Below are 14,118 nucleotides of genomic sequence, written 5' to 3' on the forward strand. Positions count from 1 at the left end.
TGGGATGGGGGATTGCCCCGCAGGGAACGCTCGAACCCACCCCTACGGCACCACCTGTTTCTCCTCGGCGAAGTGGCACGCCGAGTCATGGGCGGCCGGGCCCGAGACGCCGCGGAACTCCGCCGGAACGGCCAGCAGCGGTACCTCGAGCGCACACCGCTCCCGCGCCTTCCAGCACCGCGTGCGAAAGCGGCACCCCGAGGGCGGGTTGGCGGGCGAGGGCACGTCGCCCGCCAGGATGATCCGCTCCCGATGCTCCCGCGCCTCGGGATCGGGCACCGGCACGGCCGAGAGCAGCGCCTGCGTGTACGGATGCGTCGGATGCTCGTAGATCTCCTGGTCGGAGCCGATCTCGACGATCCGCCCCAGGTACATCACGCCGACCCGGTCGGAGATGTGCCGCACGATCGACAGGTCGTGCGCGATGAACACGTACGACAGGTCGAAGTCGTTCTGGAGCTGGTCCAGGAGGTTCACCACCTGCGCCTGGACCGAGACGTCCAGCGCCGACACCGGCTCGTCCGCCACGATGATCTCGGGCCGCAGCGCAAGACCCCGCGCGATCCCGATGCGCTGCCGCTGACCGCCCGAGAACTGGTGCGGGTAGCGGTTGATGTACTCGGGGTTCAGCCCGACCACGTCGAGGAGTTCCCGCACCTTCTGCCGCCGCGAGCCCTTGGGCGCGACCTCGGGATGGATCTCGTACGGCTCCCCGATGATGTCGCCGACCGTCATGCGGGGATTCAGCGACGTGTAGGGGTCCTGGAAGACCATCTGGATGTTGCGCCGCACGGCCTTCAGCGCGCGCCCGGACAGCTTGCTGATGTCCTCGCCCTTGTAGCGGATCTCGCCCGCCGTCGGCCGCTCCAGGTTCACCAGCATCTTCGCGACCGTCGACTTGCCGCAGCCCGACTCCCCGACGATGCCGAGCGTCTCGCCGTGGCCGAGGTCGAAGTCGACGCCGTCGACGGCCTTGACCGCGCCGATCTGCCTGCGGATGACGATGCCCTGGGTGAGCGGGTAGTGCTTGACCAGGCCCCGTACCTGGAGGATCGGCTCGCGGCCCGACGCCGAGCCGTGCGCGGCGAACTCGTGCTCCGCCCGCGCCTTGTGCATCAGCTGCCGTGCGGTCTCGCCCTCGTCCTCCAGCTGCTTCTTGCTGACGTGCTCACCATGAGGCATCGAGCGTCTCCTTCCAGAAGTGGCAGGCGCTCCGGCGATCGGCGGCCAGACCTTCGTAGGCCACTTCGTAGAGCGGCGGCACATCGGTCCTGCAGACGTCCTGAGCCATCGGGCAGCGGGGGTTGAAGGCGCAACCCGGCGGGATGTTCATGAGGTTGGGCGGCAGGCCCTTGATCGCGTAGAGCTCCCGGCCCTTCTGGTCGAGCCGGGGGATGGATTCCAGAAGACCGCGTGTGTACGGGTGCGCGGGGGCCTTGTAGATCTCGTGGACGGGGGCCTTCTCGACGATGCGGCCCGCGTACATGACGGCGATGTTGTCGGCGACGTCCGCCACGACGCCCAGGTCGTGGGTGATGAGGATCAGGCCCATGTGCAGCTCGCGCTGGAGCTCGGCGAGGAGCTCCATCACCTGGGCCTGCACGGTCACGTCCAGGGCGGTGGTCGGTTCGTCGGCGATGATCAGCGAGGGTTCGAGCGCCATCGCCATGGCGATCATGATGCGCTGGCGCATGCCGCCGCTGAACTGGTGCGGATACTGCCCGACGCGTTCCTTGGCTGCGGGGATCCGCACCCGGTCCATCAGCTCGACGGCCTTGGCCCTGGCGTCCTTGCGGGACATCCCCTGGTGGACGACGTACATCTCGCCGAGCTGCTGGCCGACGCTGACCACGGGGTTCAGCGACGACAGGGCGTCCTGGAAGATCATCGCCATGCCGGCGCCGCGTGTCTTGCGCCGCTCCTCCGCCTTGAGTTTGAGGAGGTCCTGGCCCTTGAAGAGGATCTCTCCCCCGGTGATCTTTCCGGGCGGCATGTCGAGGATGCCCATGATGGCCTGCGCGGTCACGGACTTGCCGGAGCCGGATTCGCCGAGCACGGCGAGCGTCTCGCCCTCGCTGACGGTGTAGTCGACGCCGTTGACGGCCTTGGCTACGCCGTCCCTGGTGCGGAACTCCACGTGCAGGTCGCGGACTTCGAGCAGTTTGGACGCGCCGCGCGAATCGGATGCGGACGCCTCTGATGCCACGGTTGCCATGGCGCCTACCTCAGCTTCGGGTCGAGGGCGTCGCGCACCGCGTCGCCGAGCATGATGAACGCGAGCACGGTGATCGCAAGGGCTCCGGCGGGCCAGAGCAGCATGTGCGGGGCGTTGCGGATGTACTGGGAGGCGGCCGAGATGTCGATGCCCCAGCTCACGGTCGGCGGCTTCAGACCCACGCCGAGGTACGAGAGGGTCGCCTCCAGGGCGATGTACGTGCCGAGCGCGATGGTGGCGACCACGATCACCGGGGCGACCGCGTTCGGCGCGATGTGCCGGAGCAGCATCCGCGAGTTGGATGCGCCCAGGGCGCGGGCCGCCTGGACGTAGTCGTTCTGCTTGGCGGTGATGACGGAGCCGCGGGCGATGCGCGAGAGCTGTGGCCAGCCGAGCAGGACCATGAAGCCGATCACCGGCCAGACGGTGTTGCTGGTGACGACCGACAGGAGCACCAGGCCGCCGAGTACGACGGGGATGGCGAAGAAGACGTCGGTGATGCGGGAGAGGATCGCGTCCCAGACCCCGCCGAAGAAGCCCGCGAGCCCGCCGAGGACGCTGCCCAGGATCGCGACGCCGAGCGTGGCGCAGACGCCGACGGTGACCGAGGCGCGGGCCCCGTACACGGTCCGCGTGTAGACGTCGCAGCCCTGTCCGTCGAAGCCGAAGGGGTGGCCGGCGGTGGAGCTCTTCTGGGCGTTGGCGAGGTCGCAGTCGAGCGGGTTGCGGGAGGCGATCAGGGACGGCCAGATCGCGATGACGACGAGGAAGACGATGATGAGGGCGGAGATGATGAAGATCGGGTTCCGTCGCAGCTCGCGCCAGGCGTCGGACCACAGGCTGCGGGCGGGGGCGGCGGGGCCGGGGCCGCCCGATCCCGTGGGGGCCTTCTCCAGCGTCGACCCCTCGGTCGCCGCGAGGTCCATCGCGCCGCCCGCGCCGGTCGGGGCGATGGCTCCGTCTGGCTCTCGGGGTTCAGGCATAGCGGATCCTCGGGTCGAGTACGGCGTACAGCAGGTCGACGATCAGGTTGGCCACCAGGAAGACCAGGACGAGGACGGTCACGAAGCCGACGACGGTCTGGGTGCTCTGCCGCAGAATCCCTTGATAGAGCTGGAATCCGACACCATGGATGTTGAAGATCCGCTCGGTGACGATCGCGCCGCCCATCAGCGCGCCGATGTCCGTGCCGATGAAGGTGACCACCGGGATGAGTGAGTTGCGCAGCAGGTGCCGGGTGATGACGCGGCGCCTGGGCAGTCCCTTCGCGATGGCCGTGCGCACGTAGTCGGCGCGGCGGTTCTCGGCGATGGAGGTCCGGGTGAGCCGGGTGACGTACGCCAGGGAGACCGAGGCGAGCACGAGCCCCGGCACGATGAGTTCGTTGAGGGGTGCCTCCGACGAGACGGAGGGTTTCATCACGCCCCATTCGACGCCGAGCAGCAGCTGGAGCAGCAGGCCGGTGACGAAGGTGGGGATGGCGATGACGACGAGCGTCAGGAGCAGGACGACGGTGTCGATGGGCCGCCCGCGCCGCAGTCCTGTCACCACACCCAGCGAGATCCCGATGACGATCTCGAAGACGATCGCGACGAGCGTCAGGCGGATCGTGAGGGGGAAGGCCGTCGACATCAGCTCGGTGACCTTCTGCCCGTTGAAGGCGGTACCGAAGTCGCCGGTGAAGACATTGCCCATGTAGGTCACGTACTGCTGCCACACCGGCTTATCGAGGCCGAACTCCTTCTTCAGCTGAGTGGCTGTCGCGGGGTCGCACTTTCGGTCCCCGCACAGGCCCGCGACGGGGTCGCCCATCACGTTCACCATCAGGAAGATCAGCAGTGTGGCGCCGAAGAAGACCGGGATCATCTGCAGCAGACGCCGGATCACATAACGTCCCATGGAGGGCTCCGGAAGTAGCGGGAGCGGTCATCCGGCGCGGTGCCGCGCCGGATGACCGCTCCCTGGCCTCAGCTGACCTTGATCTCGTTGTAGACCGGGACGCTGAACTGATTCAGCTCCACGTCGGAGACCCTGTCCGAATAGCCGGCGCTGCCGTTCTGGTACCAGAGCGGAATGACCGCCATCTGCTCGGCGAGGACCTTTTCGGCGTCCTGGAAGGTGGAGACGGCCTTCGCGGTGTCGGTCTCGGCGTTGGCCTTGTCGACGAGCTCGTCGAATTTCTTGTCGGACCACTTGCCGTCGTTCGACGGGGCGTCCGTGTAGTACAGCGGCTGCAGGAAGTTCTGGATCAGCGGGTAGTCCATCTGCCAGCCCGCGCGCCAGGCGCCGTCCAGTTTCTGCTGGGAGGCCTTGCTGCGGAAGTCGGCGAAGGTGCCGACCGGGCTCGCGACACAGGACTTGTCATTTCCGAGTGCCTTGTTGATGGAGTTGCAGACGGCGTCGACCCATTCCTTGTGCGAGCCGGTGTCCGCGTTGTACGTGATCTTCAGCGTGCCGCCGGGGATGCCGCCGCCGTCCGCGATCAGCTTCTTCGCCTTGTCCGCGTCGTACTTGCAGGGGTCGCCGCAGAGCCCGGACTTGTAGCCGCCGGCTTCGCCGAGCACCGGGGACGTCCAGTCGGTGGCCGGGGTGCGGGTCTTCTGGAAGATGGTCTCGGTGATCTGTTCGCGGTTGATCGCCATGGAAAGCCCCTGGCGGACCTTCTCCATCCCGTCCTTGGACCACTTGCTGTCGTAGAAGGGGAAAGCGAGCGTCTGGATGATCCCCGCGGGGGTGTTGATGTAGCGGTCACCCAAGTCACTCTTGGCGTTCTTGAGCTGCGAGGCGGGAACGTCGTCGACGAGGTCGAGATTGCCCGCCATCAGGTCCGTGTAGGCGGTGTTGTTGTCGGTGTAGACCTTGAGATCCACACCGCCGTTCTTCGCCTTGTCCGTACCGCTGTACCCGTCCCATTTCCGCAGGGACATCTTGGATCCCTTGGCGTACGAGTCCACGGTGTACGGGCCGTTGCCGACCGGCTTGGCGAGCCATGCGTCGTGGTCGTCGTAGAACGCCTTGGGCAGCGGCGCGAATGCCGGATAGCCGAGGGTCTTGGGCCAGGTGGAGAACTTCTGCGTGAGCTTGACGGTGAAGGTGGTGTCGTCGACGACCTTCAACCCGGAGAGGGTGTCGGCCTTGGCGTCACCCTTCTCCGGATGAACGTCCTCGTACCCCTCGATGTACCCGAAGAAATAGGCGTTCTTCTGGTTGTTCTTCAGATGCGCGCCGTAGTTCCAGGCGTCGACGAAGGACTTCGCGGTGACGGCCTCACCATTGCTGAACTTCCACCCGTCCTTGATCTTCACCGTGAAGTTCTGCGAGTCCTTGGTGTCGATCTTCTCGGCGACCATGTTCTTCGCCTCGCCGCTCTTCGGGTCGTACCGCATGAGTCCCCGGAAGAGCATGTCGAGCACCTTGCCGCCCTGCACCTCGTTGGTGTTGGCGGGCTCCAGCGGGTTCTGCGGATCACCCCAGGAGGACCCCACGATCCCGGAGCCGTCGCCGCCACCACCGCCGCTGTCCCCGCCTCCACCGCAGGCGGTCGCCGCGAGCGCGACGGTCACCGCACATGCGGCCCACTTGGCGTGCGTGGCTCCACGCATGGAGAGCCTCCCTTTCAGGCCTGCGCCCGACGTCCTGTGTCTGACTTAGGCCCAAATACACCGCAATGCATGGCTCAGCGCATCTCTACGGGGGCTTTCCGGGGCCAGTAGGACCGGGAAACCCCCGGATGGCATCACGGGAAGGCAGAGGGCACGGTTCGTCGCATCCGGAATCAGCCGCAGGTCCTGCCGTCGTCGAGACGTCTCCCCGTCCAACCCGAACAACGCCTACGGCGAGAAGCTGACCGAGTATCCCGCCGTGGGCATCGAGCACTACATGACCGCCGGCCGTTCGGCCCGTGGATCGTGGAGACCGCCGCGTTCCGACGCTACGGAAAACTGGGGAATCTCGACGGCTGAGCGGCGGGTTGGTCGGATGCCAGCCGTGCGTGCAGCTCCACGTCGTAGCGGACTCCGTCGTACGCGAGCTTCTGCCGCTGCACGCCCTCCGCCACGAAACCCGCGGCCAGCGCCACTCCGCACGACGCCGGGTTGTTGACCCGGTGGCCCAGTTCGAGGCGGAAGAGGCCCAGCTCACCGAAGGCCCACCGGGCCAGCGCGTCGCACCCGTACGACGCCACGCCACTCCCCCGCGCCGACGGCGCCGTCCAGTACGACGCCCAGCCCGTCGCGTGGACGTGGTTCACCGCGCCCACGGCGACATTGCCCAGCGGGACGTCGTCGCCGCCGACCACCGCGAAGGAGTACGCGGTACCGGCGCGACCTTCCTCCTCCCGGCGCGCGATCCAGCGGACGGCGCTCTCGCGGGAGTCGACCGGCTCATCGGACTGCCGGGACATCTCCGGCGCCGAGAACGCGTCGAGCACGACGACGGCGTCCCGCTCGCTCCACGGGCGCAGTCCGCGAACCCCGTCAGCCACGTCCGTCCACCTCCGTCTCCAGCACCGACACCCAGCCCCGCCACCGCTCCACGCTCACGCGCAGCCGCGAGGAGGACTCAGTGGTTCCGGACCAGTAGGGGGCAGACCCTCCCGTGTGCTCCCGCAGGCCGCATTCCGTCAGTGCCTCGCGCAGGAGGGTCACCTCCTGCGCCGCGACGGACGCGCTGTCGTACTCGGTGACACGCTGCCTGGCCGTGGCGCCCTTGTCGCTGTAGTACTGCGTGCCGTACTGAATCTGGTTCGGCTCCTTCCGCCCGGCGTACGAGTACGAGCCCGGGCAGCTGTCGTCATCGCCCACCTTCGGCAGGGGGAGGTCCGCCATGTTCTCCTCCTCGTACCCCTTCCAGTGCCACTCAGCGGCCTGCGGCATCTGTTCCGGCGTCGGCAGGCGTACGACACCGCCCACCATGTAGGGGTTCTTCGTCGGCGTGGCCGCGGGGCGCACATCCCTGCCCTCCCCGCCCGCCGGAAGCACCGCCCACACCGCCCCCGCCGCCAACGTCGTGACCGCCGCGGCCACGGCGACCCTCCTGCGCATCGTCCGCCTCCCGCCCCTCGCCCGCAGCTCCGCACCGCTCGGCATCCGTACCGTGCCGTCGTTCAGCAGTTCTTCGACCTCAGCCATGGCGACCCGCCCCTTCCGCGGTGAAAGCTGTCGTGTCGGTCAGGCACTCCCCCAGCGCCTTGCGGGCCCGGCTCAACCGCGTGCGGACCGCCCCGTTGGACGCCCCCGTCTCCCGGGCCACCTGTTCCACGGGCAGGTCGAGCAGGTGATGCAGGACCACCGCCCGGCGTTGCTGCGGCGGCAGTTCACGCAGAGCGGCCGGCAAGGCCACCCGGTCCGCGGACAGCCCCGGGACGTCCGGCGCGACGCCGTGCCTGAGCTGCGCCCGCAGCCGGTTCCGCGTCCTGCGCCAGGTACTGATCGCCAGGCGGGACGCCACCGTACGGACCCACGGCAGCGGATCTCCCTCCCGCGTCAGCCGCTCCCACCGCTGCCACGCCCGCACATACGCCTCCTGCACCGCGTCCTCCGCCTCCGCCAGATCGCCGGTCATCGCGTAGACCGTGGCGACCACTCTCTTCGCGGTGGCGGCGTAGAACGCGTCGAACTCAGCGGCGTGCTTCGCACCTTCCGGCCGTTTCGTCATCGTCCCCCGTCCGTCCTCAGGTTCTGCTTCTGAGCCGGACACGCTCGGCGGCGACCAGATGTTACGCACGAAAATGGGGGGCGCCCGGAACCAAGTGGTTCCGGGCGCCCCCCATCACGTGCAGGCCGTGCACAGGCTCACGCCGCGTGCACGACGTCCTTCTCCTCCGCGAAGTGGCACGCCGACTCGTGTGCCGCCGGGGTGTCCAGGCCCGCGAACCGCTGCGGGATCGCGAGCAGCGGGGTCTCCTCCGCGCACTTCGCCTCCGCCTTCCAGCAGCGGGTGCGGAAGCGGCAGCCGGAGGGCGGGTTCGCCGGGGACGGAACGTCGCCGGTGAGGATGATCCGCTCGCGGCCCTCACGGGCCTCCGGGTCCGGCACCGGGACCGCCGACAGGAGCGCCTGCGTGTACGGGTGCGTCGGGTGCTCGTAGATCTGCTCGTCGGAGCCGATCTCCGCCATCTTGCCGAGGTACATCACGCCCACGCGGTCCGAGATGTGCCGGACGATCGACAGGTCGTGCGCGATGAAGAGGTAGGAGAGGTTGAACTCGTCCTGCAGCTTCCCCATCAGGTTGATGACCTGGGCCTGGACGGAGACGTCCAGGGCCGAGACCGGCTCGTCGCAGATGATGATCTCGGGGTTGAGGGCCAGACCGCGCGCGATGCCGATGCGCTGGCGCTGACCGCCCGAGAACTGGTGCGGGTAGCGGTTGATGTACTCCGGGTTCAGGCCCACCACGTCCAGGAGGTCCTGGACCTTCTGGCGGCGCGAGCCCTTGGGAGCCACCTCGGGGTGGATCTCGAAGGGCTCCCCGATGATGTCGCCCACCGTCATACGGGGGTTCAGGGACGTGTAGGGGTCCTGGAACACCATCTGGATGTTGCGGCGGACCGCCTTCAGCGCACGCCCGGACAGCTTGGTGATGTCCTGGCCCTTGTAGAAGACCTCGCCGGCCGTGGCGCGCTCCAGGGTCATCAGGAGCTTGGCGACCGTGGACTTGCCACAGCCGGACTCGCCCACGATGCCAAGGGTCTCGCCCTGGTAGAGGTCGAACGAGATGCCGTCGACCGCCTTGACCGCGCCGATCTGCTTCTTGATCAGGATTCCCTGGGTGAGAGGGAAGTGCTTGACCAGGTTGCGGACCTGGAGGATCGGCTCCCCGCGCTCCACCGGAGCCTCGATGGCCGCGACGGCCTCCTCGGCGGTGGCCGCGTCGACCGTTTCCACCTCGGAGACGTTCGGCATCGCGTCCTGCGGCTCGTCCGTCTTCTTGAGCGGCTCAGCCATGGATCGTCTCCTTCCAGAAGTGGCACGCGCTGCCGCGGCCCGGCAGATCCGTGCCGTCCTGCTCCGCCACCGGCACCAGGGCCGGAACGTCCGTACGGCAGATGTCCTGCGCCTTGGGGCAGCGCGGGTTGAAGGCACAGCCGGACGGGATGTGGAGCAGGTTGGGCGGCAGGCCCTTGATCGCGTAGAGCTCCTGGCCCTTCTGGTCGAGCCGGGGAATCGACTCGAGCAGACCGCGCGTGTACGGGTGCGCGGGGCGCTTGTAGAGCTCGTGGACCGGGGCCGTCTCGACGATCCGCCCCGCGTACATGACCGCGATCTTGTCCGCGACGTCGGCGACCACGCCGAGGTCGTGGGTGATCAGGATCAGGCCCATGTTGTACTCGCGCTGCAGGTCGGCAAGGAGATCCATGACCTGCGCCTGGACCGTCACGTCGAGAGCCGTGGTGGGCTCGTCGGCGATGATCAGGTCCGGCTCGAGGGCGAGCGCCATCGCGATCATGATGCGCTGGCGCATACCGCCGGAGAACTGGTGCGGGTAGTCGTTCACCCGCTCCTTGGCCGCCGGGATCTTCACCCGGTCCATCAGCTCGATGGCCTTGGCCTTGGCCTCCTTGCGGCCGAGTCCGTCGTGCACCCGGAACATCTCGCCGAGCTGGTAGCCCACCGAGAGCACGGGGTTCAGCGACGACAGCGCGTCCTGGAAGATCATGGCGATCTTGCGGCCGCGGATCTTCCTGCGCTCCTCGCCGGACATCTTCAGCATGTCCTGGCCGCGGAAGAGGATCTCGCCCTGCGGGATCTTGCCGGGCGGCATGTCGAGGATGCCCATGATGGCCTGGGCCGTCACGGACTTGCCGGAGCCCGACTCACCGAGGACGGCGAGCGTCTCGCCCGCGTCCACGCTGTAGTTGACGCCGTTGACCGCCTTGGCCACACCGTCACGGGTGTGGAACTCGACGTGCAGGTCCTTGACGTCCAGGAGCCTGCCGCCCTTTTCCTCGCCCGAGCGGGGGGCGGGAACCGAGTCTTCCTTGATGTCGATGCTGGTCATTTACGCCTCCCTCAGCGCAGCTTCGGGTCGAGGGCTTCGCGTACGGCGTCACCCATCATGATGAACGCCAGCACCGTGATACTCAGCATTCCTGCCGGGAAGAACAGCGTGTGCGGGTTGTTCCGGATGTCCTGCGTGGCGTCGGAGATGTCGCCGCCCCAGGAGATGGCGCCGTCACCGAGGCCGAGGCCCAGGTACGACAGCGTCGACTCGGCGACGATGTACGTGCCGAGCGAGATGGTCGCCACGACGATCACCGGAGCCAGCGCGTTCGGCAGGATGTGGCGGAACAGGATCCGCTTCGTCCCGGCACCGAGCGCGCGCGCCGCCACCACGTAGTCGGCGTGCTTGGTGGTGATCACCGCGCCGCGCATCACGCGGGCGATCTGCGTCCAGCCCAGGAAGGCGAGCGCGCCCATGACGACCCACACCGTGCGCTCGGTGAAGGCGTTCAGGACGACCATCGCGCCGAGCAGGAACGGGATGCCGAAGAACACGTCGGTGAGCCGGGAGATGAGGCTGTCCCAGAACCCGCCGAAGTAGCCCGCGAGCATGCCGCAGAGTCCGCCGAAGAGGGTGACGAGGAGCGTCACGCCGACGCCGACGAGGATCGAGTTGCGCGCGCCGTGCACCACTCGGGAGTAGATGCTGCGGCCGACCCTGTCGTACCCGAACCAGTCCGCCTGGAAGAAGTGGGTGAGCTCGGGCTTCCCCAGGAAGTGGTTGACCTGGTCACCGCTGTCCGGGTTCGCGTCGGTGAACAGGCCGGGGAAGGCCGCCACCACGAGCAGGATCACGATCAGGAACGCGGAGATGACGAAGAGCGGATTGCGCCGCAGCTCCCGCCACGCGTCGTTCCACAGGCTGCGCGGCTTGCCCGGCGCGGGACCGGCGGCGATCGCGTCGACGGGTGCGTCCGGCGTGCCGGCCGTCTCGTCGGCGGCCGTGGTCTTGGTGAGGTCAGGCATAACGGATCCTCGGGTCCAGGACCGCGTAAAGCAGGTCGACGATCAGGCTGGCTGCGAGGTACACGAGCACCAGGACGGTGACCACACCGACGATGACCGCGCCCTCACGGCGGGCGAGAGCCTGGAAGAGGAGGTTGCCGACGCCCGTCACGTTGAAGATGCCCTCGGTGATGACCGCGCCACCCATCAGGGTGCCGACGTCCGTGCCGAGGTAAGTGACCACGGGGATCAGGGAGTTGCGCAGCAGGTGCCGGGTGATGATGCGCTGGCGCGGCAGGCCCTTGGCCACCGCGGTACGCATGTAGTCCGCCTGCCGGTTCTCGGCGATCGACGTACGCGTCAGTCTTGCCACGTAGGCGAGGCCGACCATGCCGAGCACGATCGCGGGGACGAGCAGCTGGCCCATGTTCTCGGAGTCCTGGACCGTGGGTGTGATCCACCCCAGCTCATTGCCGAAGAACAGCTGGCACAGCAGACCGACCACGAAGATCGGAACGGAGATCACCAGAAGCGTGAAGAGCGTGACCGTGTTGTCCACGAAGCGGCCGCGCTTGATGCCTGCGAGCACGCCGAGCGTGATGCCGACGATGAGCTCGAACGTCCAGGCCATGGAGGCCAGTCGCATCGAGACCGGGAACGCCTGGGTGATCTCGTCCAGGACGGGCCGGTTTCCGGCGATCGTCTTGCCGAAGTCCCCTTGCAGCAGACCGCCCATGTAATGCAGATACTGCTGCCAGAGCGGCAGATCCAGGCCTCGGTCGTGGCGAATCTGCGCCACCTGCGCCGGGTCCGGCGGCTTGTCGCCCCACAGCGCCCGTACGGGGTCGCCGGGGAGCACGTTGACCATGATGAAGATCAACAGGGTTGTCCCGATGAAGACCGGGATCATCTGGAGCAGTCGCCGCGCGACATAACGCCCCATTGGTGCCTCCGTCCAATCCGGAGCCGCCCGAAGCGACGCCCGGGATCGCCGGGCGTCGCTTCGGGGGAATGGCTCCGACGCCTACTTCTCGAAGACCTCGATGTCGGTGAGGACGGGGTCTCCGGCCTGGTCGAACTTGACGTCCTTCACGTTCTTGGAGTACGCGGAGAGCGTCTTGTTGTACCAGAGCGGGATGCCCGGGAACGTCTCTGCCAGGCGCTTCTCAGCCTGCTGGTAGAGCGTCGCGGACTCGTCGATGGTCTTGGCCGCGTCGGCCTTCTTGGTCAGCTCGTCGAACTTCTTGTCCGAGTAGCCGCCCTTGTTGCCGTCGACGCCCGTGCCGTAGAGGTCGGCGAGGAAGTTGCCGTTGAACGGGTAGTCGAGCACCCAGCCCGACCGGTACATCGCCTTGACCTGCTTCTTGTCCCGCACCTCGGTGTCGGCCTGGAAGTCGGTCTTCGGGTCGCCGGTGCACTTCACGCCGGTCGACTTGGTGATGCTGTTGCACACCGCCGTGACCCAGCCCTTGTGCGGCTGGTCGGCGTTGTACTGGATGGTGATCGCGTTGCCGGGAACGCCGCCGCCGTCCTTGACGAACTGCTTGGCCTTCTTCGGGTTGAACTTGCAGAACTCACCACAGGCGCCGGCCTTGTAGCCCTTGACGCCCTTGGCGACCCAGCCCGTGGCCGACTCACGCGTACCGGCGAAGGTGGTCTTCGCGATGGTGTCGCGGTCGATGGCCATCGACAGGCCCTGGATGACCTTGACGTCGACGTCCTTGAACGCCTTGCTGTAGAACGCCGGGTTGACCGTGTTGATCGCCGAGAAGTCCTGCTCGATGGCGCGGTCGCCGAAGTCCTGCTTGAAGTTCGCGAGCTCGCTGTCCGGGATCAGCGGCATCGTGTCGACGTTGTCCGAGCGCAGGTCGTTGTAGGCGGCCTGCGGCGTCGTGTACGCCTTGAAGTTGATGCCGCCGTTCTTCGGCTTGTTGGCACCCTTGTAGCCGGACCACGCGGTGACCTGCACCGACTTCTTGTGGTCCCAGCTCTTGAACTTGTAGGGGCCGTTGCCGACCGGCGCCTCGCCGTACTTCTTCGGGTCCTTCAGCGCTGCCGAGGGCATCGGGTAGAAGGGCGCGTAGACGAGCTTGTACGCGTAGTACGGGATGCCCGTGTTCAGCGTGATGGTGAAGGTGTTGTCGTCGACGACCTTCAGGCCCTCCATCGTCTTCGACTTGGCCTTCCCCTTCTCGGGGTGGACCTTGTCGTAGCCGACGATGTCGCGGTACCAACCGCTGTTCTGCTGACCGTTGGCCGGGTCGGCGGCCCAGTTCCAGGCGTCGACGTACGACTTGGCGGTGACAGCCTCACCGTTGTGGAACTTCCAGCCCGACTTCAGCTTGACGGTCCACACCTTGTTCGCCTTGTCGGGGGTGACCGACTCGGCGTTCTCGTAGGTGATGTTGCCCTGCTTGTCGTAGTGGACCAGGCCCGTGAAGAGCGAGTCGATGACGACGCTGCCGTACGCCTCCATGGTGTTGGAAGGCTGCAGGGCGTTCTGCGGCTCACCATTGGCGTAGCTGACGATCCCCTTCGGGTCGACCTTGCCACTGTTGCCGCTGCTGTCGTCGCCGCCACCACAGGCCGTTGCCGTCAGCGCCACGACACCCGCTATCGCGACCCACTTGGCGCTCTTGGCACCACGCATGGGGTTCCTCCTCATGAGTCCACTTGTTCACTACAAGAGGGGGTACAGGAATCGCGCCGACACCCCTGACGGCGCGTAGATCGAAGTACCCCAGTGTGCTCGTGAGTCGGCGCTCCCCACAGCGCGTGACCCATTGACCCGAGCTATACGCGGTCAACTATTAGCCATGAGGTACCGCCCGACCACACTCTTTTGGTCTCGGTTCAATCACACCTGGTGCGTACAACTTCCAAAATCCGGACAAACCGATCCGAGATAGATGGTTGCGAAACGGACGTGTTACACATCTAACGGTCAACGGCGTCCGC

13 protein-coding genes are annotated in these 14,118 nt (G+C 67.1%); all 13 read right to left on the reverse strand.

The features are described 5' to 3' along the window. Window positions 1-42 precede the first annotated feature (42 nt). Window positions 43-1,116 carry an ABC transporter ATP-binding protein gene (locus ACWD02_RS09500; RefSeq protein WP_451207452.1) on the reverse strand — a complete coding sequence of 358 codons (1,074 nt, stop codon included), beginning with the start codon at window positions 1,114-1,116 and terminating at the stop codon, window positions 43-45. 52 nt (window positions 1,117-1,168) lie between these two features. Continuing rightward, window positions 1,169-2,215 (reverse strand): ABC transporter ATP-binding protein, encoded by a 1,047-nt coding sequence (locus ACWD02_RS09505; protein ID WP_451206634.1) that lies wholly within the window; start codon window positions 2,213-2,215, stop codon window positions 1,169-1,171. A gap of 5 nt (window positions 2,216-2,220) precedes the next feature. Continuing rightward, window positions 2,221-3,198: an ABC transporter permease gene (locus ACWD02_RS09510; RefSeq protein WP_451206637.1), complete on the reverse strand. Its 978-nt coding sequence runs from the start codon at window positions 3,196-3,198 to the stop codon at window positions 2,221-2,223. Further along, on the reverse strand, window positions 3,191-4,114 hold the full coding sequence (locus tag ACWD02_RS09515) for an ABC transporter permease (protein ID WP_451206639.1): 924 nt from the start codon (window positions 4,112-4,114) through the stop codon (window positions 3,191-3,193). The genes ACWD02_RS09510 and ACWD02_RS09515 overlap by 8 nt, the downstream gene beginning before the upstream one ends. Window positions 4,115-4,182: 68 nt before the next feature. After that, on the reverse strand, window positions 4,183-5,817 hold the full coding sequence (locus ACWD02_RS09520; RefSeq protein WP_451206642.1) for a peptide ABC transporter substrate-binding protein: 1,635 nt from the start codon (window positions 5,815-5,817) through the stop codon (window positions 4,183-4,185). Between the two features lie 329 nt (window positions 5,818-6,146). Then, window positions 6,147-6,698, reverse strand: coding sequence for a GNAT family N-acetyltransferase (locus ACWD02_RS09525; RefSeq protein ID WP_451206645.1), 552 nt, complete (start codon window positions 6,696-6,698; stop codon window positions 6,147-6,149). Further along, window positions 6,691-7,344 (reverse strand): hypothetical protein, encoded by a 654-nt coding sequence (locus ACWD02_RS09530; protein WP_451206648.1) that lies wholly within the window; start codon window positions 7,342-7,344, stop codon window positions 6,691-6,693. Before ACWD02_RS09530 ends, ACWD02_RS09525 begins: the two co-directional genes overlap by 8 nt. After that, the gene (locus ACWD02_RS09535; RefSeq protein ID WP_451206651.1) at window positions 7,337-7,870 is read right to left on the reverse strand and encodes a SigE family RNA polymerase sigma factor; all 534 of its coding nucleotides are present in this window, start codon (window positions 7,868-7,870) and stop codon (window positions 7,337-7,339) included. Before ACWD02_RS09535 ends, ACWD02_RS09530 begins: the two co-directional genes overlap by 8 nt. 137 nt (window positions 7,871-8,007) lie before the next feature. Further along, window positions 8,008-9,159: an ABC transporter ATP-binding protein gene (locus tag ACWD02_RS09540; protein WP_451206654.1), complete on the reverse strand. Its 1,152-nt coding sequence runs from the start codon at window positions 9,157-9,159 to the stop codon at window positions 8,008-8,010. Then, entirely contained in the window at window positions 9,152-10,213 is a 1,062-nt protein-coding gene (locus tag ACWD02_RS09545) for an ABC transporter ATP-binding protein (RefSeq protein WP_451206657.1), read from the reverse strand. The genes ACWD02_RS09540 and ACWD02_RS09545 overlap by 8 nt, the downstream gene beginning before the upstream one ends. A gap of 11 nt (window positions 10,214-10,224) precedes the next feature. Continuing rightward, window positions 10,225-11,181: an ABC transporter permease gene (locus ACWD02_RS09550; RefSeq protein WP_451206660.1), complete on the reverse strand. Its 957-nt coding sequence runs from the start codon at window positions 11,179-11,181 to the stop codon at window positions 10,225-10,227. After that, window positions 11,174-12,103 (reverse strand): ABC transporter permease, encoded by a 930-nt coding sequence (locus tag ACWD02_RS09555; protein WP_360767861.1) that lies wholly within the window; start codon window positions 12,101-12,103, stop codon window positions 11,174-11,176. Before ACWD02_RS09555 ends, ACWD02_RS09550 begins: the two co-directional genes overlap by 8 nt. A gap of 81 nt (window positions 12,104-12,184) precedes the next feature. Next, entirely contained in the window at window positions 12,185-13,810 is a 1,626-nt protein-coding gene (locus ACWD02_RS09560) for a peptide ABC transporter substrate-binding protein (RefSeq protein WP_451206663.1), read from the reverse strand. Window positions 13,811-14,118 lie beyond the last annotated feature (308 nt).

Source organism: Streptomyces sp. NPDC002853, assembly GCF_053591915.1.